Genomic DNA, 20,852 nt, shown 5'->3' on the forward strand with positions numbered 1-20,852 from the left:
CTCGACTGATGGCCCGATCCGAGCGGTTCTCCGGTCGTACGTACGGGCTGCGCCCACTCTGGCCGTTCGACCGGCCTCGACGCGACGGAATTTCCCGCCCCACCCCTCCCGTGCAAAGCGACAGAGGATTTATCGCTTGCATTTGCGGCACTATGATCGCCGTAATGGCCGCATCTGCGGCCAGTCATCCGCGCCCCTTCCGGCGCGCGCCCGGAGGGGAAGCACTGATGAGCACCCGTACCACCGCCACCCGCAGGCTCGCCGTCGCCACCGCGGCGGCCCTCGTCCTGGGCCTCGGGGTCACCGCCTGCGGCAGCGACGGCGGCAAGTCCACCGGGTCCGCGTCCGGCGCCTCCGCCTCCTCGGGCACCTCCGACGGCGGCGTCCCGAAGGCCACCGGCGACATCACCGTCTTCGCCGCCGCCTCGCTCAAGGAGACCTTCACCGACCTCGGCAAGAAGTTCGAGGCCACCAACCCGGGCACCAAGGTGAAGTTCAACTTCGGCGGCAGCTCCAGCCTCGCCACCAGCATCAACTCCGGCGCCCCGGCCGACGTCTTCGCCGCCGCCAGCCCGGCCACCATGAAGACCGTCACCGACGCGGGCGGCGCGAACGGCGAGCCGAAGACCTTCGTCCGGAACACCCTCACCATCGCCGTGCCCAAGGGCAACCCCAAGCACATCGCCGGCCTGAAGGACCTCACCGGCTCCGGGGTGAAGGTCGCGCTGTGCGCGAAGGAGGTGCCCTGCGGCGCCGCCGCCCAGACCGCGCTGAAGGCCGCCGGCCTGGACCTCACCCCGGTCACCCTGGAGCAGGACGTGAAGGGCGCGCTCACCAAGGTCGAGCTCGGCGAGGTGGACGCCTCCCTGGTGTACCGGACCGATGTGCGCTCCGATGCTGCGAAGATCGACGGTGTGGACTTCCCCGAGGCCGACAAGGCCGTGAACGACTACCCGATCGCCGCGCTCGCCAAGGCGCCGAACAAGGACGGCGCCGCCGCCTTCGTGGCGTACGTCCGGTCGCCCGAGGCCGCGCAGGTGCTGACCGCGGCGGGCTTCCAGACGCCGTGAGGAACCGCACCACCGGGCGCGACAGGCGCGGTACGAACGGCGGGTCCGCGCCGGCCCTGCCGCGCCGTCGCCAGGGGGCGCACCGGATCCCGGTCACGCTGCTGCTCCCGGCGCTGCTCGGGCTGGCGTTCCTGATCCTCCCGCTGGTCGGCCTCCTCGTCCGGGCGCCCTGGAGCGGCCTGTCCGAGCAGCTCACCAGCACCGCCGTCTGGGACGCCCTGCGGCTGTCGCTGATCTCGGCGACGGCCGCCACGGCGGTGTCGCTGGTCCTCGGCGTCCCGCTGGCCTGGCTGCTCGCCCGCACCGAACTGCCCGGACGGCGGGTGGTCCGGGCGCTGGTCACCCTGCCCCTGGTGCTGCCGCCGGTGGTCGGCGGTGTGGCGCTGCTGCTGGTGCTCGGGCGGCGCGGCATCGTCGGCTCCTGGCTGGACTCGGCCTTCGGCATCACGCTGCCGTTCACCACCACCGGGGTCGTGATCGCGGAGGCCTTCGTGGCGATGCCGTTCCTGGTGATCAGCGTCGAGGGCGCGCTGCGGGCCGCCGACCCCCGCTACGAGGAGGCGGCCGCGACCCTCGGCGCCTCCCGGCTGACCGCTTTCCGCCGGGTCACCCTGCCGATGATCGCCCCGGGAATCGCCGCCGGCGCCGTACTGGCCTGGGCCCGGGCGCTCGGCGAGTTCGGCGCGACGATCACCTTCGCGGGCAACTTCCCGGGCCGCACCCAGACCATGCCGCTGGCCGTCTACCTGGCCATGGAGTCCGATCCACAGGCCGCGATCGCGCTGTCGCTGGTGCTGCTGGTGGTCTCCGTCGCCGTCCTGGTGGGCCTCCGCGACCGTTGGATGTCGACCCCGTGACCCAGGACGCCGCCCGGATGAACACCCCGATGGACACCCCGAACACCGCGAGCACCTCTGGTGCCGGCACCGCCCTGGACGCCCGACTCCGGGTGGACCGCCCCGCGTTCAGCCTGGACCTCACCCTCGCCGCCGCCCCCGGCGAGGTGATCGCGCTGCTCGGCCCGAACGGCGCCGGCAAGTCCACCGCCCTGCGCGCCCTCGCCGGTCTGCTCCCGCTCACCGGCGGCCACCTGCGCCTGGACGACCGTCTCCTGGAGGACCCGGACCAGCGCCTGCACACCCCCGCCGAGGAGCGGCCGGTCGGCGTGGTGTTCCAGGACTACCTGCTGTTCCCGCACCTCAGCGCCCTCGACAACGTCGCCTTCGGCCCGCGGTGCCAGGGCCTCCCCAAGCGCGCCGCCCGGGCCGAGGCGGCCACCTGGCTGGAGCGGATGGGCCTGGCCGACCACGCCTCGGTGCGCCCCGGCCGGCTCTCCGGCGGCCAGGCGCAGCGGGTCGCGCTCGCCCGGGCGCTGGCCGTCCGCCCCCGGCTGCTCCTGCTGGACGAGCCTCTGGCCGCCCTGGACGCCCGGACCCGCCTCGACGTTCGGGCCCAACTGCGGCGCCACCTGACCGAGTTCGAGGCCGTCGCGGTGCTGGTGACGCACGACCCGCTGGACGCGATGGTGCTGGCCGACCGGCTGGTGGTGATCGAGGACGGCCACGAGGTGCAGTCCGGCAGCCCGGCGGAGGTCGCCCGGCGGCCGCGCACCGACTACATCGCCCGCCTGGTCGGACTCAACCTGTACCAGGGCCGGGCCGAGGGCACCCGGGTCGTCCTCCCGGACGGGCTGGCCATCGCCACCGTCGAGGAGCTGTCCGGCCCGGCGTTCGTGGCCTTCCCGCCCTCCGCCGTCACCCTGTACCGGGAGCGCCCGCAGTCCAGCGCGCGCAACCTGTGGCAGGCCGAGGTCACCGGCCTGGACCTGCACGGCGACCGGGTGCGCGCCGAACTCGCCGGGGACCTGCCGATGGCCGCCGACCTCACCCCGGCCGCGGTCGCGGAGCTGGGACTGGCACCGGGGGCAGCGGTCTGGGCCTCGGTCAAGGCCACCCAGACCCACGCCTACCCGGCCTGACCACGCGCCCTCCCGGAGCCGCTTGGAACCGCCCGGGGCCCTACTCCGACGGCTCGACGAAGCCCGACTCGTACGCGGCGATCACCGCCTGGGTGCGGTCCCGCGCGCCGAGCTTCGCCAGCACGCTACTGACGTGCGTCTTCACCGTCTGCACGCCCAGGCACAGCCGTTCGGCGATCTCCCCGTTGCTGAGCCCGCGCGCCACCAGCCGCAGCACCTCGGCCTCCCGCTCGGTCAGCCCCGCCCGGGCCATGGCCGACCGCGCGGCGGGGTTTCCGTGCCCGGCGGCCAGCCTGCGGATCGCGGCCGGGAACAGCAGCGACTCGCCCGCCGCCGCCAGCCGTACCGCGTGGGCGATCTCGGCCGGGCGGGAACGTTTGAGCAGGAACCCGTCGGCGCCCGCGCGCAGCGCCTGGTAGACGTAGTCGTCGTTCTCGAAGGTGGTGACGACCAGGATCCGCGGCGGCCGCTCCCCCGGTGCGCCGGGGCGCAGCAGTTCGCGGGTGGCCGCCAAGCCGTCCAGGACCGGCATCCGGACGTCCATCAGCACGACGTGCGGGCGCAGCGCGCGGGCCAGGGCCACCGCCTCCGCGCCGTCCGCCGCCTCGCCGACCACCCGCAGGTCGCCCTGCGCCTCCAGGACGGCCCGCATTCCGACCCGGACCAGTTCCTCGTCGTCGGCGAGCAGGATGTCGGTCATGTCGGCGGCGCCTCCCGTCCGGCCTTCCGGGCGGGCGACGGCTCCCGTCCGGCCGTCGTCCGCAAGATCGTTCGTCACGCGCCCAAGCGTAGGGGCAGTCGGACGTCGAGCACCCACTCCCCGTCGTCGCCCTCGGCGGACGGACCGGCGGTGGCCTCGCCGCCGAGCAGCGTGGCGCGCTCGCGGATGCCGCGCAGCCCCTTGCCGCCCCTGCGCGAACCGGCCCGGACCGGCCCCGCCGCCGTCAGCCGGTTGGTGCAGCGCAGCGCCAACTGCCCGTCCCGGACGGCGATCCGGACGCCGACCGGCTCGCCGGGTGCGTACTTGAGCGCGTTGGTGACGCCCTCCTGGACGATCCGGTAGCTCTCCCGGGAGAGCACTCCGGGCAGCGCGCCGGCCGGCACCTCGATCCGAGCCTCGACCGGACTGCCGGCCGCGCGGGCGGTGTCGAACAGCGCGGGCAGCTGGTCGATGCCGGGCTGCTCGGTGGCCACGCCGCCTCCGGTCGACCCTGCCGCCGTTCCCGTCGGGGTGTCGCGCAGCAGGACCAGGGTGCGTTCGAGGTCCTCCATGGCCTGCCGCCCGGTCTCCTCGATGACTTCGAGCGCCTTGGCGACGAACGCCGGGTCGCCGACCTCGCGTGCCGCACCCGCCTGAAGAACCGTCACCGTCAGTGCGTGGCCGATGGAGTCGTGCAGCTCCCGCGCCAACCGGTTGCGCTCCAGCAGCCGTTCGGCCCGCAGTTCCGCCTCCGCCAGCCGCTCCGCCGGGGACGGCCCCAACAGTCGTACGGCCATGGCGAGTTGGAGGCGACCTGCGCCGACCACCAGCCAGCCGTAGCCGAGCGGCAGCAGCGGGGCGAGCGGGAGGTACCGGAAAGCCTGCGGCCCGGTCAGCAGGCCGAAGGCCGCGTTGAGGCCGAACGTGGTCACGAACCCCACCACCGCACCGAGTACCACCCGCCCGATCAGCCAGCCCGCCGTACGCCGCCGGTCCGCCCAGGAGCGGGAGGGGTCGACGGCGATGTCCTCCTCGCGGTCGGGCACCAGCAGCAGCCGCGCCTGCACTCCCTCGGCCCGCCGGGCCGCCGGGATCTGCGCGACCAGCACGAGCAGCACGACGTCCGTCGACACGCTCAACGACAGGATGTGACCGAGGCTCTGGTGGTACGTCCCCGGGTAGATCATCAGGACGACGCCCACGAAGATCCACCCGACCAACAGGTGCAGCAGCCGGGCGTAGGTGGCGCCGGCCACCAGCGGTGCGAGGAGCGCGCGGATCACCCTCGCGGTCCTCGCCCTCGCGGGCCTTGCCCTCGCGGACCTCGACCCCCCGCGGATCACCCTCCCGACCTCGACGGGCACGGACTTCCCGCTCATCGCCTTCCGGAGCACTCCCAAGCTTGGCACCGGGCCATCCTGCCAGCTCAACGCCGTTCCCGCGCTCCCCCGCGGGACCACCGCGGCCTCCCTCCCGGGAGGGAGGCCGTTCCCCGCCCCGGCGGGATCCGCTCACCCGGCCTCCTCCGGTCGAATGGAGTCACCGTCCGAAGCGCGGACGGTGACCACCTGTGAGGAGGGGCGGCCACCGTGATCGAGATCCAGGGCCTGACCAAGGAGTACGACGGCCGACGAGTCGTCGACGACCTGTCCTTCGAGGTCCGGCCCGGAGTGGTGACCGGCTTCCTCGGCCCGAACGGCGCCGGGAAGAGCACCACCATGCGGCTGGTCCTCGGCCTGGACCGGCCCACCGCCGGACACGCCCTGGTCGACGGCCGCCCGTACGCCGAACTCGCCGAGCCGCTGCGCCGGGTGGGCGCGCTGCTGGACGCCCAGGCCCTGCACGGCGGGCGGACGGCGCAGGGCCACCTGCGCTGGCTCGCCGCGAGCAACGGCCTCCCGCAGCGACGGGTCGGCGAGGTGCTGGCCCAGGTGGGCCTGGCGGAGGTGGCCGGACGGCGGATCCGGGGCTTCTCCCTCGGCATGCGCCAGCGCCTCGGGGTGGCCGCCGCGCTGCTCGGCGACCCACCGGTGCTGATGCTGGACGAACCGGTGAACGGCCTCGACCCCGAGGGCATCCGCTGGATCCGCACCCTGTTGCGCGAACTCGCCGCCGAGGGGCGTTCGGTCCTGGTCTCCTCCCACCTGATGACCGAGATGGCGCTCACCGCGGACCACCTGGTGGTGATCGGCCGCGGCCGACTGCTCGCGGACGCCGCCACCACCGAGTTCATCGACCGCCACGGCCGGACCCGGATCCGGGTGCGGGCCGTGGACCCGGCCAAGCTGGCCGCCCTGTTCGGCGGCGGCGGCGGTCACGAGTTCGCCGCCGAACAGGTCGACGGCGGCGCGTGGGAGGTGACCGGCGCCGAACCCGAGCGGATCGCGGCGCTCGCCGCCGCCAACGGCGTGGTGCTGTACGAGATCGCGGTCCAGCAGGACTCGCTGGAGGAGGCGTTCATGCGGATGACCGCCGACAGCGTCGAGTACCGCGCAGAGGTCGCACGGTGAACCTCAACCCGCCCGCCCGGCGGGCCTTCAACGCCGAGCGGATCAAGTTCACCACCCTCCACTCGCTCTGGCTCCCGCCACTGGTCGCCGTACTGCTCAGCGCCGGTGTCACCACGGCCGTCGGCACGTGGCTCCACGGCGCGGACCACAACATCACCGACGACCCCGGCGTCGGCGTCTTCTACGGGCTCAACTTCGGCCAGGTCGCCCTGGTCTCCTTCGGCGTCCTGCTGATCGGGCAGGAGTTCAACACCCGGATGCTCGACGTCTCGCTCACCGCCGTCCCCCGACGCGGCCGGCTGTACGGGGCCAAGCTGGCGCTGGGGGCGCTGGTCGGCCTCGGAGCGGGCGCGGCCGGAACGGCGGGCGCCTTCGCCGGGTACGCGGCCACCATCCCCGGCGACTGGCACGGCCCCGCGTTCACTCGCGCGGCCACGGCCGGCGTGCTCTACCCCACGCTACTGGTGGTGTTCTGCCTCGGACTGACCGCGATGCTGGGCAACCTCACCGCCGCCATGGGCCTGTTGACCCCGACCGTCTTCCTGCTCTCGCCGCTGCTCGGCAGCGTGCCGGGGGTGCGCCGGGTGGTCCAGTTCCTGCCCGACCGGGCCGGCCAGTACGCGCTGCACTACGCCGACGATCCGCAGGTCGCGTACGGGCACTGGACCGGACTGCTGATCATGGCGTTCTGGACGGCCGTGGCGGCGTACGGCGGCCTGCTCGCCCTGCGGCGCACCAAGTGACCTCGGAGCAAGGAGAGGTGAGGATGGGCCTGGGCAACGCCCTGCGCGCCGAACGGATCAAGTTCACCACCCTGCCCTCGCAGTGGACGGCCCCGCTGACGGCACTGGTGCTGACCGTCGGCATCACGGCGGCCGTCAACGCCGCCTACGCGACGAAGGACCACACCCCCGGCGAGGACCCGGCGGGCGGGATCTTCTACGGCCTGCTGTTCGGCCACGTCGCGGTGGCCTGCCTCGGAATCCTGCTGGTCGGGCAGGAGTTCAACACCCGGATGATCGGCGCCTCGCTCACCGCCGTCCCCCGGCGGGGCCGGCTGTACGGTGCCAAGCTGATGCTCGGCGCCGGGCTGGGCCTGCTGCTCGGGCTGGCCTCGACGGCGGGCTGCTTCCTCGCCTACGACGCCACGGCCGGCCTGGACCTGTCCACCCCGGGGCTGGGGCGCAGTTTCCTGGCGGGGGTGCTCTACCACCCGATGATGGTGCTGATCTGCCTCGGGCTGACCGCGATGCTGGGCAACTTCAGCGCGGCGCTCGGGCTGCTCACCCCGATGGTGTTCCTCGGTACCACCTGGCTGGCCGCGATCCCCGGCGTCCGCGAGGCCGGCCAGTTCCTGCCCGACCGGGCCGGGCTGTACGCGATGCGCACCCAGCCCGAGGCGGGCATCCACTACGGGCACTGGACCGGGCTGCTGATCATGGCGCTGTGGACCGCTGCGGCGGTGTACGGCGGGTGGCGGGCGATGCGGCGGTACGAGGCCTCGGGGGGCTGACGGCGGGCGGCGAACAAAAAACAGCAAACAGATGACAGATTTCGAAATCTGTCATCTGTTCGCTGTTCGCTGCCATCCGTTCGCCGTCGGACGCCAGCCATCGGCCGCCAGACGTCAGCCGTCGACAGTCGGCGGCCGGCCGTCAGACGCCGGCCGTCCCCCGCAACGCCGGGTGGTCCGCGATCACCGTGCAGCTACCCGGCGCGATCTCCGTGAAGCCCGCGTCCTGGACCACCGGCAGTCCGCTGCGGACCAGCCCCTCCCACGCCTCCGGCGAGGCCGTCCGAACCGCGAGCGCGAACCCGGACTCCGCCCACTCCTTGCGCTGGGCGTCGTCCAGCCGCCACCAGGCGAGCTGCGCGGCGTGCCCGGTCTGCGCCATCGTCTTGCCCGCGCTCATCTCCAGCTCCGGGTTGAGCCACAGCACCGGCAGCCCCTGCTCGGGCGCACCGGGCTCGCCCGCCTCCTCCAGGTCCGTCCCGGAGACCTGGAGCTTGGCGAGGTCCTTCGGCCAGCCGTCCAGCGGAATCGGCGGGAACACCCGCACCTCCGCCTCCCGTCCCCGCACCGTGATGCCCGGCAGCTCGCCCGCCCGGCGCCACTCCCCGCCCCGGGCCCGTCGCACCACCTTGCGGATCCGGGCGTCCTCCCAGGCCGTGACCCGCTCCGCCCACTCGCCGTCCGCCTCCGTCACCCGGGGGTCGGCGAGCAGCGTGAGCACCGCCCGCGCCGAGGTCTCCAGCGCGTCCGTCCGCCCGGGCGGCGTGGCCCGCTCCAACCGGACGACCAGCGGCAGCACGTACTGCGGCAGCTCGTCGCGGTCCTCGGGGTCGGGGGAAGCATCGGTCGCGGGAACGGAGGCCTGGTCATCGAACGGAGAAGTCACCCGTCCAGCATGCCAGCCCCGCCCCACCCGGCTCCCCCAGCCCCACTCCTCCCCGTCCCACCCCTCCCCGTCCGTCCCCGGCCATCCCCCCGCTCCGGCTCAGCGCAGCCGCTGCCGCAACTCGTCCACCGCCGCCCGGATGCCCGCGCCGTACGCGTCCCCGGGCAGCGCGTCCAGGCTCCGCACGGCCCGTTCGAGCTGCTCGCGCGCCAGGTCGGGCTCGCCGAGCTTGAGGTGGTCGGAGGCCAGGTTGAGGTGCAGCGAGGGGTAGAAGGCCCGCACCTGGAGGGCGGACTCGTACGTCCGGGCGCGCTCGGCGGTCAGCGAGTCGGCGGCCGCGAGGGCCCGGCGGTCCCACTCCAGCTCGGCCCTGGGGTCGTCCTGCAGGTCGGCCAGATAGTGCGCCAGGACACAGCGGTGGAAGACGTCCCGCTCCCCCAGCGCCTCCCAGAGCGCCTCGAAGCTGGCCCGCGCCTCGGCCGTCCGCCCGTGCTGGGCCGCCTGCACGCCGTCCAGCCCGAGTGCGATCCGGTCCAGTGCCGACGACTCGTCGGCAGCGGACTCCCCCGAGCGCACGCCCCTCGAACCGGGCACATCAGACACATCGGACATGTCCGCAGCCTAACCGCCCACCCGCCGCCGCGCCCCGTCCAGCCGGTGCCGATGCCCGCTCAGCACCGACGCCCGCTCAGCACCGACACGGGCTCAGCACCGACGCGGGCTCAGCGCCGGTAGCCGCGCTGCGGGTCCCGCTCCTCCGCGTCCTCGTACATGAGGAACCAGCCCTCCGGATGCGTCGCCGCCAGCAGCAGCTCGGTGCGCTGTTCCGCGCCCAGCTCAGGGTCCCCGTCGTCCGGCCCGTACACGCCGAAGAGCTCGTCGTGGCAGCCGTCCCAGTCGTAGTCGTACAGGTCGGCCGGCAGGTCGCCCATCATGTCCGCGACCGACTCGGGCTGGGCCCCGAGCAGCGCGCGGGCGTCCACCAGCGCCATCCGCAGCGCGAGCTCCTCGGCCAGGCAGCGCGGCAGCGGCCACTCGCCGAGTGCGAGGTCGTCGGCGAGGTCGTCGAAGGCCCGGGCCATCGTGCGGCGCCAGCCCTGGTGCAGCCGCCAGGTGCGCTGGGGCAGCCGGGCGAAGACCGCCCAGTCCACGTCCTCGCCCTCGGCGACCGGCTCGTCCGCGTGCTCGTCGAGGTCGTCGTAGGCGGCGTCGGCCAGGCCGATCAGCTGGGCGTGCAGCAGACAGGCGGTGCGCGGGGTGAGGGTCCAGTCCGCACCCGCGCCGCCGTCCTCCTCGTCGCCGTCCAGCGGGAACAGCTCGCCGAAGTCCGGCGTGAAGTCCTCGGTGACGCTGATCTCCAGCGTGCCGCCCATCGCCTCGACGCCGGGGATGGCGGCCACCAGCCGATCGGGGTGCAGCAGCGCGCCGAGCGCGGCGTTGGCGTCCTCAGCCACCTCCCGCAGCAGTTCGCGGCGCTGGCCGACCGGATCGATGCCGTCGAAGTCCAGCTCCTCGACGGCCTTGATCGCGGCCGCGCGCAGCGCCGGCCAGTCGGTGATCCGCAGGCCCAGCACCACCGTCGCCTCGATCTCCTGCGCACCGGAGAATTCCGCCGCGCCCGGCCCCTGCGGATGATCGCTTCGCTCGCCCATGGGGCTACGGTACGGCTTTTCCGTCGCCCGATCACCGGTCTGAACCAGCTTCCCGACGCCTTCTCGGCCACCTCTTCCCGACCGTCCACCGGCCGCGCCTCTGTCACTCGGACGCGCTACCCCGGCAGGATGGGCCCCATGGCTGACATCAACGAGTACGGCGGCGGGCAGGGCCCGAACGCCGACGTCCTGGTCGTGACCACCAACGACATCCCCGGCTACCGGGTCGACCACGTGATCGGCGAGGTCTTCGGACTGACCGTGCGCAGCCGTCACATCGGCAGCCAGATCGGCGCCGGACTGAAGTCGCTGATCGGCGGCGAGCTGCGCGGCCTGACGAAGACCCTGGTCGAGAGCCGCAACGAGGCGATGGCGCGGCTGGTCGAGCAGACCAAGGCGCGCGGCGGCAACGCGGTGCTGATGATGCGCTTCGACGTGACGGAGGCGGCGGACGTGGGCACCGAGGTCTGCGCCTACGGCACGGCCGCGGTGGTCTCGCCCGCCTCCTGAGACGCCTCCCGGGACACCTCCTGGGACACCTCCTGAGGCCGCCCCCTCACCTGGGGAAACGCCTCGGGGAACAGCCGCCGGTCCGCCCATGTTTCACCGGCGTGACTGTTTACGGCGCAACTAATGGTGCAACCGGCGGCTCGACCAGCGACGCGGTCGGCGACCCGGTCGGCGACGCGACCAGCGGCTCGGTCGGCCGCACGAGCGGTGACGAGCAGCACCGCGTCGACGTCCTGGTGGTGGGCGCCGGGCAGGCGGGCCTGTCCGCCGCCTACCACCTCCGCCGCCGCGGCTTCGCCCCCTACCGGGACGGAGTCGACGGCGGCTTCGTGGTGCTCGACGCCAACGCCACCCCCGGCGGCGCCTGGGCGCACCGCTCGCCGTCCCTGCGGATGGCCACCGTGCACGGCTTCCACGACCTCCCGGACGCCGAGCTCCCGCCGCCCGATCCCGAGGCCCCCGCGCGCGAGGTGGTGCCGGGGTACTTCGCGGCGTACGAGGCCCGGCACGCGCTCCCGGTCGTACGCCCGGTCGCGGTTCACGCGGTGCGCGCCGAGTCCGAGCGCCCCGACTCCCGGCTGCTGGTCGAGACCGACCGCGGCACCTGGTCCACCCGGGCGCTGATCAACGCCACCGGCACCTGGACCCGCCCCTTCCTCCCCCACTACCCGGGCCGCTTCGCGGGCCGGCAGCTGCACTACGCCGACTACCGGGGCCCCGAGGAGTTCACCGGCCGGCGGGTCCTGGTGGTGGGCGGCGGCGCCTCGGCGATCCAGGTGCTGTCCGAGGTGGCGGCGGTCGGCGAGACGGTCTGGGTCACCCGCTCCGAACCGGTCTACCACGAAGGGCCGTTCACCCCCGAGTACGGACGCGCCGTGGTCGCCAAGGTCGAGGAGCGGGTCCGCCAGGGCCTGCCGGTGCGCAGCGTGGTGAGCGTGACCGGGCTCGGCCCGTCCGTCGCGTACCGGCGCGCCGAGGAGCTGGGTGCGCTGCACCGCCGACCGATGTTCGACCGGCTGACCGAGCACGGGGTCGCCTGGGGGGACGAGGAGCTGGCGGTGGACGCGATCGTCTGGGCGACCGGCTTCCGCCCCGAGGTCGGCCACCTGGCCCCACTCGGCCTGCGCTCCCCCGGCGGCGGCATCGCGCTCACCGGCACCCGGGCCACCGCCGACCCGCGCGTCCACCTGGTCGGCTACGGCCCGTCCGCCAGCACCATCGGCGCCAACCGGGCCGGGCGCGCCGCCGTCAACGACCTGGTCGGGCTGCTCGGGGACCCGGCGGGGCAACCCACCCCGGCCGCGGTCTGACCCGCGGCCACCCGCCTCACCCCCCTTCACGAACCCCCTCGCCGGCCCCCTCACCGACCGCCTCGCCGGCCCCCTCACCGGCGAGCCGGTCACGGTGCTCCTCGGCCCAACCACCCAGCAGCACCAGCACCTCGTGCAGCGACCGCCCGAGCCCGGTGAGCGCGTACTCGACCCGGTAGGGCGGTTCGGCCCGGGCGGTACGGCTGACGTACCCCTCGTGTTCGAGCGTGCGCAGCGCACGGGTCAGCACCCGGCGGCTGAGGTCGGCCACAGCCCGGTCCAACTCGTTGTAGCCGTAGGGGCGTTCGGCCAGCAGGCTGATCAGGACGACGCTCCAGCGGTCCCCGATCCGGTGCAGCACGGACGTTGCCGGGCAGTGCGCCCGGTCATCCGCCGACACCGGCCCGCCCGGGCTCCCCGCCACGGGCGCAGCGGACACGGGCGCAGTGGACATGCGCACAGTGGACACGGGCGCAGTGGACACGGATGTTCCCTCTATCGGCGAACCGCTCACCCGGCCCATGATCGCTCCAACCACACCACGGAGCCGAGGAGTTCACATGTTCGCCATCACCGGAGCGTCCGGCAGGCTGGGCCGGCTGACGCTCGCCGCCCTGGTCGATCGGGTCGGCGCGGCCGGGGTGGTGGCCGTCACCCGCACCCCGGGAGCGGTCGCCCAGACGCGCCGAGTCCGCACCCGTACAGCCGACTTCGCCGATCCGGCCACACTGCCCGCGGCCTTCGACGGCGTCCGGCGGCTGCTGCTGATCAGTGCCGACCGGACTCCCGGACGGCTGGCGCTGCACCGGGCCGCGATCGGGGCAGCGGTGGCGGCCGGGGTGGAGCACGTCGTCTACACCTCGGTGGTCCGGGCCGCGGACCCCGGCAACCCCGTTCCCGAAGCCCTGGACCACGGCCGGACCGAGGCCCTGCTCACCGCCTCCGGACTCGCCCACACCGTGCTGCGGGTGAACGTCTGGCCCGACCTGCTGCTGCTCTCCGGCCTGGCCCGACTGGCGGTCTCAGCCGGTGAGTTGCCGAGCAGCGCGGGCGACGGCCGGGTCGGCTACGTCTCCCGCGCGGACACCGCCCTGGCCGCCGCCGCCCTCCTCGCCGGTGAGGGCGCACCGCCCGGCCGGCTCCTGGACTTCACCGGCCCCGGGCTCACGGACGGCCAGGTGGCGTCCGCGCTCACCGAGGCCACCGGACGTCCGGTCCGGCACCGGCCGGTCGCCGACCACGAGGTGGCCGGGGCGCTGACGGCCCTCGGGGTGCCGCCCGCGCTCGCGACCGGCTGGGGCGAGAACGACCCGTTCCGGCGCGCCGGCTGGTTCGACGTCCCGGAGGACGGCACCGCCCGCCGACTGCTCGGGCGGGAGCCAGTGACGCTCACGGACTTCTTCGCCTCCCACCGCACCGAACTGCTCGGCGGGTGAAGGAGGTTCAGCGGTCGTAGTCGACGGTCACCCGGTCGGTGAGCGGGCGGGCCTGACAGGTGAGGACGTAGCCGGCGGCCAGTTCCTTCTCCTCCAGCGCGAAGTTGCGGCGCATCTCCACCTCGCCCTCGGTGACCAGGGCGCGGCAGGTGCCGCAGACCCCGCCCTTGCAGGCGAAGGGCAGGTCGGGGCGGGAGCGCTGGGCACCGTCCAGGATCGAGCGGTCGCGCGGGAGGGAGAGGGTGCTGCCCCGGCCGTCCAGGACGACGGTGACCTCGCTGCGCTCCCCGGGAGCGCCCTCGGCGTCGCCGTCCGTACGGTCCCAGTCCTCGTCGCGCTCGGCGAGCGGCTCGTCCTCGGCGTGGAACAGCTCCTGGTGCACCCGCTCGGCGGGGACGTCCAGTTCGGCAAGCAGCTCCTTCGCCCCGGCGACCATGCCGAACGGTCCGCACAGCCACCAGTGCCCGACGCCGCCGACGTCCACCAGCGCCGCCAGCAGCGCCCTGACCCGCTCCGGGTCCAGGCGGCCACTGAGCAGTTCGGCGTCCCGGGTCTCCCGGGAGAGGACGTGGACCAGCTGGAAGCGGCCGAGGTAGCGGTCCTTCAGGTCGGCCAGCTCGTCGGCGAACATCACGGTGTCGCTGCGCCGGTTGCCGTAGAGCAGGGTGACGGTGGAGCGGCGGTCGGCGGCCAGCACGGAGGCGGCGATCGACAGCATCGGGGTGATGCCGGAGCCGGCGGCGAGCAGCACGTGGTCGGCAGGGACGCCGAGCTCGGGGGTGAACAGGCCGGACGGCGTCAGCACCTCCACCTCCTCGCCGGGCCGGGCCTCGCGCACCAGCCAGCGCGAGAACAGCCCGCCGGGCACCTCCCGGACGGCGATCCGCAGCGGACCGCCGGCGGGGGCGCAGATCGAGTACGAGCGGCGCTCGTCGACGCCGTCCACCACCTTGCGCAGCGTCAGGGTCTGCCCGGGCCGGAAGGCGTACTCGGCCGCCAGAGCGTCCGGCACCGCGAAGGTCACCGCCACGGCGTCCTCGCAGAGCCGCTCCACCCGGTCGATCCGCAGCTGGTGGAAGGCCGGGCGGCGGGCGGGGCGGACGGTGTCCGTCACTGGGGTCGCGGCGGGCATTCAGATCTCCTTGACGCGTTCGAACGGCTCGCGGCAGGCGCGGCAGCGCCAGAGCGCCTTGCAGGCGGTGGAGCCGAAGCGGGACAGCTCCTCCGTGTCGGCATCGCCGCAGTGCGGACAGGCCACGGGGGCCGCGGTCGCGGTGCCCGTGCGGGCGGGGCCGAGGGTGAGGGGGACCGGCCCGCGCCCGGCCGGCGCGGCCCCGCCCGGTCGCGGCGGGGCGATGCCGGCGGCGGCGAGCTTGCGGCGGCCCTCGGCGGTGATCAGGTCGGTGGACCAGGGCGGGTCCAGCCGCAGCCGTACCCGGACGTCCGGGTACCCGGCCGCGCGCAGCCGGCGGTCCACGTCGGCGGCCATCTCGGCGACGGCCGGGCAGCCCGAGTAGGTCGGGGTCAGCCAGGCGGTGACCGCGCCGCTGCCGCCGTCCACCTCGACGTCCGCCAGCACGCCCAGGTCGGCCAGGGTGAGCATGGGCAGCTCCGGGTCCGGGACGGCCGCGGCGACCTCCCAGGCCTGGTCGCGGACGGTGTCCACGGCGGCTACAACGCCTGCGCCGGCCGCGGTGCCGGTCACCACGTCGCCCCCGGGTGCGCGCGAGCCACCACCTGCAACTCGGCGAGCAGCGGACCGAGCGCCTCGGTGTGCACCCCGTCCCGACCGGCCCGGCCGAGCACGGTGGCCAGCGGCGGGACGTCCGGCACGGTCAGCCCGGCCTCGGCGACGACGGCGCCGAGCGCGCGCAGCACCGGTTCGCGCAGCTCCGCCGGGTCCACGCCGACCCGCCGTTCCACCGGGTGCGCGGTGAACAGCTCCTCCAGCAGCGGCCAGACCGCGTCCAGCCCCGCCTGCATCCGCTCCGCCGAGTACGGCGTGCCGTCGCCGAGCCGCAGCGTCCAGGCGGTGGCGTACTCGCGATGGTACGCCAGCTCCTTCACGCCCCGGGCGGCGACCGCGGCCAGCACCGGGTCGGGGTGCGCGCTCAGCGCCTCGTACAGGACGCCGCGGGTGGTGGCGAACAGCAGCAGGCGGGCGATCGAGTACGCGAAGTCGCCGTTCGGGGTCTCCACCAGGCGGACGTTGCGGAACTCGTGCTCCTCCCGCCAGTACGCCAGGTCGTCCTCGCTGCGGCCGGTGCCGTCCGCCTGGCCCGCCCGGGTGAGCAGCAGGCGGGCCTGGCCGAGCAGGTCGAGTCCGAGGTTGGCGAGCGCGACCTCCTCCTCCAGCTCGGGTGCCCGGGTGCACCACTCGATCAGCCGCTGGGCGAGGATCAGCGCGTCGTCGCCGAGCATCAGGCAGTAGGCGGCCAGGTCGGCGCCGTCCAGGCCGGCGGGCAGGGCGGTGTCCACGCCGAGCAGCGGGTCGGCGAAGCCCGTCCCGTACGCCCAGCGGCCCTCGCCCTCGGGGCCGGGGGCGGCCTCGGCGAGGCTGAGGTAGACGTGGTCGTCCTCGGTGCCGGACGTCGCGGTGGATGTCGCAGCCTGTGTGGTGGTGGACGTGGCGGGCGTGGTGTGGTCGTGCACGGTGGCTCCCCCGTCAGATGTGCGGGACATCCTCGGGGATGTCGTAGAAGGTCGGGTGGCGGTAGACCTTGTCGCCGCTGGGCTCGAAGAACGGGTCGCGCTCGTCCGGGGTGGAGGCGGTGATCGCGTCCGAGCGGACCACCCAGAGGCTGACGCCCTCGTTGCGGCGGGTGTACAGGTCGCGGGCGGCGAGCAGGGCCATCCGGTCGTCGGACGCGTGCAGCGAGCCGACGTGGACGTGGTTCAGGCCGCGCCGGGGACGGACGAACACCTCGTACAGCGGCCAGCAGGCCCTGGAGTCGGCCTTGGAGCCGGCCTTGTGCTCGGCCTTGTGCTCAGCCGGGGACTCGGCGTGGGGGGCGGCCGGGGACTCGGTCACTTTCCGTTCTCCTGTTCGGTGTGCTGCTCGGCGGCCGCCGCGGCTGCGGCGTGTTCGGCGGCGCGCTTGGCCGCGTGGGCGACGGCCGCCTCGCGCACCCAGGCGCCGTCCTCGTGAGCGGTCCGGCGGCGCTCGATCCGCTGGGTGTTGCAGGGGCCCTGGCCGTGGATGACCCGGGTCAGCTCGGACCAGTCCGGCTCGCCGAAGTCCCAGCCGCCGCGCTCCTCGTTCCAGCGCAGTTCGGGATCGGGGAGGGTGACGCCCAGGTGCTCGGCCTGCGGGACGGTCATGTCGACGAACCGCTGCCGCAGCTCGTCGTTGCTGTGGCGCTTGATCCGCCAGGCCATCGAGCGGGCGGTGTTCGGCGAGTCGGCGTCCGGGGGGCCGAACATCATCAGCGACGGCCACCACCAGCGGTCGACCGCGTCCTGGACCATCCGGCGCTGGGCCTCGGTGCCGCGCATCAGCGTCATCAGCAGCTCGAAGCCCTGGCGCTGGTGGAAGGACTCCTCCTTGCAGATCCGCACCATCGCGCGGGCGTACGGGCCGTAGCTGCAACGGCAGAGCGGGACCTGGTTGCAGATCGCGGCGCCGTCCACCAGCCAGCCGATCACGCCGACGTCGGCGAAGGTGAGGGTGGGGTAGTTGAAGATCGAGGAGTACTTCTGGCGGCCGCTGATCAGCTTCTCGGTGAGCTCGGCTCGGTCGACGCCCAGGGTCTCGGCGGCGGCGTAGAGGTAGAGGCCGTGGCCGGCCTCGTCCTGCGCCTTGGCGAGCAGGATGGCCTTGCGGCGCAGCGAGGGCGCCCGGGTGAGCCAGTTGCCCTCGGGCTGCATGCCGATGATCTCGGAGTGGGCGTGCTGGGCGATCTGGCGGATCAGGGTGGCCCGGTAGGCGTCCGGCATCCAGTCCCTGGGCTCGATCCGCTGCTCGGCGGCGATCACCGCCTCGAACCGGTCCTCCGGCGTCTGCGCGGGGACCGCCTCGGCCACCTCTGCTGTCACCACGGTCCCCTCTCGTGTCCTGCCCGGCCGGCCCTCCCTGGGCACCAACCGACTGACCGTTCGGTCGGTACCATTCTGCGCGGCCGGGCGGAGGGATGGCAAGGGATGACGGCAGGAGGCGGGGCGGGCGGGGCGGTGCGGCGATGCGGGCGGTGCCCGACAGCACGGACGACGGATACGGATAACAGCTGACAGAATCTGAAATCTGTCAGCTGTTATCCGTTAGCTGTTACCTGTTACCTGTTACCCGTCATCAATGACCCGCCACCCGCCGCCTCACCCCTCCCCGCGGTCCCGCAGCCGCGGCAGCGGCACCGCGAGCAGCGCCGCGATCAGGGCGATCCGGGGAGCTATCTGGTCCAGCCGGATGTGCTCGTGCCGGGCGTGCGCCCCGGCCCCCACCGCGCCGAAGCCGTCCAGCGTCGGCAGTCCGCGCGAGCCCGGCAGGTTGGTGTCCCCCGCCCCGCCCGCCGGGGCGCCGTCCAGCTGCTGCCCGAGCACCGCGGCGAGCGAACGCACGTGCCGCAGCAGCGGGTTGCCGGTCCGCTCGGGCCAGGCCGGACGGCTGGACAGCACCTCCGTCCGCACCCGGGCCCCCGGGCGCAGTGCGGTGAGCCGGGCAAGGTTGTCGAGCGTACGGCGCTGCGCCTCCGCGGTGGCGAACCGCAGGCCGAGCTCCGCCTCGGCCCGTCCGGCGATCACGTTGGCCCGCGAACCCCCGGTGATCCGACCGGCGTTGAGCTCGGTGCCGGGCTGACCCGCGAGGCCCCGGACGGCCACGAGCTGGTCGACGAGTTCGTCCACCGCCGACACCCCCTCGCGTGCGTCGTTGCCCGCATGGGCCTCCCGCCCGGTCACGGTGAGCCGAACCCTGCTGCTGCCGCGCCGCGCCGTCTTCAGCCGGCCGTCCGGATGCGGCGGCTCCAGCCCCAGCACCGCCGCCGCGCCGCGCAGTTGGCGCTCGACCAGACGCCGCCCGTCCGGGCTGCCGACCTCCTCGTCGGAGACCACGACCAGTCGCACGGCACGGTGCGGCCGCTGCCCCAGGTCCGCGAGCAGCGCCAACGCGCCCTCCAGGACGGCGAGTCCGCCCTTCATGTCGACCACACCGGGCCCGGTGAGCCGCCCGTCCTGCTCGGCCACCGGCCAGTCCGCCAGGGTGCCGACCGGCCAGACGGTGTCGTGGTGGCCGACGATCAGCAGGTGGGGCAGCGTCTCGTCCCGCCCCTCCCACTCCAGTACGAGGTGGTCGCCGGCCGGCCCGGGTTCGCGGCGGGCGGTGGCCCCGGTGGCGCGGAACCCGTCGGCCAACTCCTCGGCGAGCGCGTCGAGTCGGGGTGCGTCACCGCTCGGCGACTCGATCCGGGCCAGGTCGGCGCAGCGGCGCCGGACGGCACCGGCGAGGGTGCGGGCCCGCACGCTGAGCGCCTGGGGCAGGCCGGGCAGGGCCGCGGTGGTGCCGGCCGCAGCGGTACCGGCAGCGGGGGTGCCGGCCGCAGCGGTACCGGCAGCGGGGGTGCCGGCCGCAGCGGTACCAGCAGCGGGGGTACCGGCAGCGGGGGTACTGGCAGTGGCGCTACCGGCCGTGGCGCTACCGGCAGCGGCGGAAGGGGCGGTGGTGACAGCGAGGGCCTCGCCGTCGGCGGCGGCCGGAACGGCCACAGGTGCGCGGTCGGGCTCCGCGGCCGCGCCCGGTGCGGCCGGCGACCCGACGATCTGGGGACTCAACGCTCGCCTCCGCGGCCGCCGCCGGTATTCAGTGGCCGTACAGGCCGACCGCCCCCGCCCGGGTACCAGGCCCGACCGGACCGTACCGGTCGGCCGGGATGGTGGGCGGCCCGGCAGAACGGCCCGTCTGGCCCAAGTGCGTTGGAACGGCTGGGCGGCATGCTTGGCATTGCGTCCTCCTCGCTCGATCCGGTGGCCCCGGTCCGCCCGGAACCCCGTGGACGGCTGCCTCCTGACGGCGGGCGCAGTGGCCGGACCGCCGCAGGGAAGCCGAGATGTGAGCCTAGAAGAACCGTTCGGTTTCCTGCGAGGTGGCCCTGCTCCCAGCGTGCCGCTACGGGCCCCGGCCTCGGGCACCCGTCGGAAAACGGCGGCAGGCGCTCGGCGCGCGGGCCTGGATCGGCGCGCGGGCGCGGTCGCCGGATCGCGCCCACCTCCACCATGGACCCGCCGCCCGGGTTCGGCAGCGCAAACCGCCAAGGCACGGCATTTCCACGCCGGATGGGTGACCTCGTCTCAGCGGACGGTACGAACCGGAGGCACACCACGGCTCAGGGAAGCCCGTCGCGACGCCCGCACCGAAGCCCGGGCGACATCCACGTGAACACCGTCCGACGCTGCGCCCCGGCCCGCCCCCGCGAGCGCCTGCAGGCGCGCCGCTCACGCACCGTCCCCGACCAGCCCCGCATCGCGTGCGAGCAGCGCGGCCTGGACCCGGTTGCCCACGCCGAGCGCGGTGAGGATCCGGCTCACGTGCGCCTTGACGGTGCTCTCCCTCATCCCGAGGACGCCCGCGATCTCGGCGTTGGAGAGCCCGTCGGCGAGTTCGCGCAGCACCTCGGTCTCGCGCGGGGTGAGCCCGGCGACCCGGCTGCGGGCGGCGACCGCCCGGGGCGCGCCGGCCCGGTGGTACCGGTCGATCAGCCGCCGCGCGGCCGCCGGGTGCAGCATCCCCTGGCCGCCGGCGACCACGTGGACGGCCCGGGCGATCTCGGCGGGCGGGGTGTCCTTGAGCAGGAAGCCGTCGGCCCCGGCGGCGAGCGCCTGGTACACGTACTCGTCCAGGTCGAAGGTGGTGAGCGCGATGACCCGCGGGGCGTCGGGCAGTTCGCGCAGCCGCCGGGTGGCGGCGATGCCGTCGAGCCGGGGCATCCGGATGTCCATCAGCGCGACGTCGATCCGGTGGCTGCGCGCGAGCTCGACGGCCTGCAGCCCGTCGGCGGCCTCGGCGACCACGGCCAGGGCCGGGTCCTGGGCGAGCAGGTCCACCAGGCCGAGGCGCACCAGCGCGTCGTCGTCGACCACCATCGTGCGGATCATGCGGCGTCCTTCGGCTGCGAACTCGAACCGGGCCCCGGGCCTCCGGTGGGGACCCGGGCGGGATCATGACCTGCACCCCGAGCAGGATTCGAGGCGGGGCTCGGGGCGGGGTCAAGAGCGGGATTCGGGGCGGGGTTCGGGCCGGCCGCCGCGGGCGGCACCGTCTGCGGCGGCCGCTCGGGCGCGGGCAGCCGGGCGGCGACC

Annotated in this window: 22 protein-coding genes; 9 read left to right on the forward strand and 13 right to left on the reverse strand. The window is 74.6% G+C overall.

The annotated features are described in order from the left end of the window. Window positions 1-227 precede the first annotated feature (227 nt). From modA to RZ50_RS26105, 3 genes are read left to right on the forward strand one after another with little or no spacing between them, the layout of a single operon-like run. Window positions 228-1,070 carry a molybdate ABC transporter substrate-binding protein gene (gene modA, locus RZ50_RS26095; RefSeq protein WP_196947616.1) on the forward strand — a complete coding sequence of 281 codons (843 nt, stop codon included), beginning with the start codon at window positions 228-230 and terminating at the stop codon, window positions 1,068-1,070. Between the two features lie 56 nt (window positions 1,071-1,126). Beyond that, on the forward strand, window positions 1,127-1,927 hold the full coding sequence (locus tag RZ50_RS26100; RefSeq protein ID WP_254803271.1) for an ABC transporter permease: 801 nt from the start codon (window positions 1,127-1,129) through the stop codon (window positions 1,925-1,927). Window positions 1,928-1,944: 17 nt separating this feature from the next. Continuing rightward, entirely contained in the window at window positions 1,945-3,048 is a 1,104-nt protein-coding gene (locus RZ50_RS26105; RefSeq protein ID WP_196947631.1) for an ABC transporter ATP-binding protein, read from the forward strand. Window positions 3,049-3,088: 40 nt separating this feature from the next. Here RZ50_RS26105 and RZ50_RS26110 read toward each other — a convergent pair whose 3' ends face one another. Together RZ50_RS26110 and RZ50_RS26115 are read right to left on the reverse strand one after the other, a co-directional pair. Continuing rightward, the gene (locus RZ50_RS26110) at window positions 3,089-3,748 is read right to left on the reverse strand and encodes a response regulator transcription factor (protein WP_196947632.1); all 660 of its coding nucleotides are present in this window, start codon (window positions 3,746-3,748) and stop codon (window positions 3,089-3,091) included. A gap of 74 nt (window positions 3,749-3,822) precedes the next feature. Next, the gene (locus RZ50_RS26115) at window positions 3,823-5,031 is read right to left on the reverse strand and encodes a histidine kinase (protein WP_308272281.1); all 1,209 of its coding nucleotides are present in this window, start codon (window positions 5,029-5,031) and stop codon (window positions 3,823-3,825) included. A 306-nt stretch (window positions 5,032-5,337) separates the two neighbouring features. Between RZ50_RS26115 and RZ50_RS26120 the strand changes: the two genes are divergently transcribed. The 3 genes from RZ50_RS26120 to RZ50_RS26130 are packed head-to-tail and all read left to right on the forward strand — an operon-like array spanning window position 5,338 to window position 7,771. Then, the gene (locus tag RZ50_RS26120; protein ID WP_196947618.1) at window positions 5,338-6,258 is read left to right on the forward strand and encodes an ABC transporter ATP-binding protein; all 921 of its coding nucleotides are present in this window, start codon (window positions 5,338-5,340) and stop codon (window positions 6,256-6,258) included. Next, window positions 6,255-7,001, forward strand: a complete 747-nt coding sequence (locus tag RZ50_RS26125; RefSeq protein ID WP_196947619.1) for an ABC transporter permease — start codon at window positions 6,255-6,257, stop codon at window positions 6,999-7,001. Before RZ50_RS26120 ends, RZ50_RS26125 begins: the two co-directional genes overlap by 4 nt. A 23-nt stretch (window positions 7,002-7,024) precedes the next feature. Beyond that, window positions 7,025-7,771 carry a hypothetical protein gene (locus RZ50_RS26130; RefSeq protein ID WP_196947620.1) on the forward strand — a complete coding sequence of 249 codons (747 nt, stop codon included), beginning with the start codon at window positions 7,025-7,027 and terminating at the stop codon, window positions 7,769-7,771. Between the two features lie 142 nt (window positions 7,772-7,913). Here the strand turns inward: RZ50_RS26130 and RZ50_RS26135 are convergent, their stop codons facing one another. The 3 genes from RZ50_RS26135 to RZ50_RS26145 all read right to left on the reverse strand — a co-directional run bounded on the left by RZ50_RS26135 (window position 7,914) and on the right by RZ50_RS26145 (window position 10,309). Beyond that, the gene (locus RZ50_RS26135) at window positions 7,914-8,657 is read right to left on the reverse strand and encodes an aminoacyl-tRNA hydrolase (protein WP_196947621.1); all 744 of its coding nucleotides are present in this window, start codon (window positions 8,655-8,657) and stop codon (window positions 7,914-7,916) included. A gap of 99 nt (window positions 8,658-8,756) precedes the next feature. Next, window positions 8,757-9,269 carry a hypothetical protein gene (locus tag RZ50_RS26140; protein WP_196947622.1) on the reverse strand — a complete coding sequence of 171 codons (513 nt, stop codon included), beginning with the start codon at window positions 9,267-9,269 and terminating at the stop codon, window positions 8,757-8,759. Between the two features lie 110 nt (window positions 9,270-9,379). Then, window positions 9,380-10,309 carry a hypothetical protein gene (locus RZ50_RS26145; RefSeq protein WP_196947623.1) on the reverse strand — a complete coding sequence of 310 codons (930 nt, stop codon included), beginning with the start codon at window positions 10,307-10,309 and terminating at the stop codon, window positions 9,380-9,382. A gap of 138 nt (window positions 10,310-10,447) precedes the next feature. On the opposite strand from RZ50_RS26145, the gene RZ50_RS26150 reads away from it, so the two are divergent. Continuing rightward, a complete protein-coding gene (locus RZ50_RS26150) occupies window positions 10,448-10,819 on the forward strand; it encodes a YbjQ family protein (RefSeq protein ID WP_196947624.1) in 372 nt (123 codons plus the stop codon). 233 nt (window positions 10,820-11,052) lie between these two features. Beyond that, window positions 11,053-12,129: an NAD(P)-binding domain-containing protein gene (locus RZ50_RS26155; RefSeq protein WP_196947634.1), complete on the forward strand. Its 1,077-nt coding sequence runs from the start codon at window positions 11,053-11,055 to the stop codon at window positions 12,127-12,129. Window positions 12,130-12,145: 16 nt separating this feature from the next. On the opposite strand, the gene RZ50_RS26160 is transcribed toward RZ50_RS26155, so the two are convergent. After that, window positions 12,146-12,583 carry a helix-turn-helix domain-containing protein gene (locus tag RZ50_RS26160; protein ID WP_196947625.1) on the reverse strand — a complete coding sequence of 146 codons (438 nt, stop codon included), beginning with the start codon at window positions 12,581-12,583 and terminating at the stop codon, window positions 12,146-12,148. A gap of 106 nt (window positions 12,584-12,689) precedes the next feature. Here RZ50_RS26160 and RZ50_RS26165 point away from each other — a divergent pair, with 106 nt between their 5' ends. After that, window positions 12,690-13,565: an NAD(P)H-binding protein gene (locus tag RZ50_RS26165; RefSeq protein WP_196947626.1), complete on the forward strand. Its 876-nt coding sequence runs from the start codon at window positions 12,690-12,692 to the stop codon at window positions 13,563-13,565. Window positions 13,566-13,572: 7 nt separating this feature from the next. Here RZ50_RS26165 and paaE read toward each other — a convergent pair whose 3' ends face one another. The 7 genes from paaE to RZ50_RS26200 all read right to left on the reverse strand — a co-directional run bounded on the left by paaE (window position 13,573) and on the right by RZ50_RS26200 (window position 20,648). Next, complete coding sequence (paaE, locus tag RZ50_RS26170; protein WP_196947627.1) at window positions 13,573-14,697, reverse strand: 1,2-phenylacetyl-CoA epoxidase subunit PaaE; 1,125 nt, start codon at window positions 14,695-14,697, stop codon at window positions 13,573-13,575. Beyond that, entirely contained in the window at window positions 14,698-15,231 is a 534-nt protein-coding gene (gene paaD / locus RZ50_RS26175) for a 1,2-phenylacetyl-CoA epoxidase subunit PaaD (protein WP_308272283.1), read from the reverse strand. Between the two features lie 35 nt (window positions 15,232-15,266). Beyond that, entirely contained in the window at window positions 15,267-16,247 is a 981-nt protein-coding gene (gene paaC, locus RZ50_RS26180) for a 1,2-phenylacetyl-CoA epoxidase subunit PaaC (protein ID WP_196949948.1), read from the reverse strand. Then, complete coding sequence (paaB, locus tag RZ50_RS26185) at window positions 16,231-16,497, reverse strand: 1,2-phenylacetyl-CoA epoxidase subunit PaaB (protein WP_217680971.1); 267 nt, start codon at window positions 16,495-16,497, stop codon at window positions 16,231-16,233. Before paaB ends, paaC begins: the two co-directional genes overlap by 17 nt. Before the next feature lie 95 nt (window positions 16,498-16,592). After that, entirely contained in the window at window positions 16,593-17,603 is a 1,011-nt protein-coding gene (paaA, locus tag RZ50_RS26190) for a 1,2-phenylacetyl-CoA epoxidase subunit PaaA (RefSeq protein WP_196949950.1), read from the reverse strand. 273 nt (window positions 17,604-17,876) lie between these two features. Then, window positions 17,877-19,019, reverse strand: coding sequence for a M20 family metallopeptidase (locus tag RZ50_RS26195; RefSeq protein ID WP_196949951.1), 1,143 nt, complete (start codon window positions 19,017-19,019; stop codon window positions 17,877-17,879). A gap of 969 nt (window positions 19,020-19,988) precedes the next feature. Continuing rightward, the gene (locus tag RZ50_RS26200) at window positions 19,989-20,648 is read right to left on the reverse strand and encodes a response regulator transcription factor (protein ID WP_196949952.1); all 660 of its coding nucleotides are present in this window, start codon (window positions 20,646-20,648) and stop codon (window positions 19,989-19,991) included. Window positions 20,649-20,852 lie beyond the last annotated feature (204 nt).

This window comes from Kitasatospora sp. SUK 42, assembly GCF_015776785.2.
In the GTDB taxonomy this organism is placed as follows: domain Bacteria; phylum Actinomycetota; class Actinomycetes; order Streptomycetales; family Streptomycetaceae; genus Kitasatospora.

Coding starts and splice junctions, on each gene's coding strand:
- modA (WP_196947616.1), top strand. CDS start 228: ATGAGCACCCGTACCACCGCCACCCGCAGGCTCGCCGTCGCCACCGCG.
- RZ50_RS26105 (WP_196947631.1), top strand. CDS start 1,945: ATGAACACCCCGATGGACACCCCGAACACCGCGAGCACCTCTGGTGCC.
- RZ50_RS26110 (WP_196947632.1), bottom strand. CDS start 3,748: ATGACCGACATCCTGCTCGCCGACGACGAGGAACTGGTCCGGGTCGGA.
- RZ50_RS26130 (WP_196947620.1), top strand. CDS start 7,025: ATGGGCCTGGGCAACGCCCTGCGCGCCGAACGGATCAAGTTCACCACC.
- RZ50_RS26140 (WP_196947622.1), bottom strand. CDS start 9,269: ATGTCCGATGTGTCTGATGTGCCCGGTTCGAGGGGCGTGCGCTCGGGG.
- RZ50_RS26145 (WP_196947623.1), bottom strand. CDS start 10,309: ATGGGCGAGCGAAGCGATCATCCGCAGGGGCCGGGCGCGGCGGAATTC.
- RZ50_RS26150 (WP_196947624.1), top strand. CDS start 10,448: ATGGCTGACATCAACGAGTACGGCGGCGGGCAGGGCCCGAACGCCGAC.
- RZ50_RS26160 (WP_196947625.1), bottom strand. CDS start 12,583: ATGTCCACTGCGCCCGTGTCCGCTGCGCCCGTGGCGGGGAGCCCGGGC.
- RZ50_RS26165 (WP_196947626.1), top strand. CDS start 12,690: ATGTTCGCCATCACCGGAGCGTCCGGCAGGCTGGGCCGGCTGACGCTC.
- paaE (WP_196947627.1), bottom strand. CDS start 14,697: ATGCCCGCCGCGACCCCAGTGACGGACACCGTCCGCCCCGCCCGCCGC.
- paaC (WP_196949948.1), bottom strand. CDS start 16,247: ATGTCCCGCACATCTGACGGGGGAGCCACCGTGCACGACCACACCACG.
- RZ50_RS26200 (WP_196949952.1), bottom strand. CDS start 20,648: ATGATCCGCACGATGGTGGTCGACGACGACGCGCTGGTGCGCCTCGGC.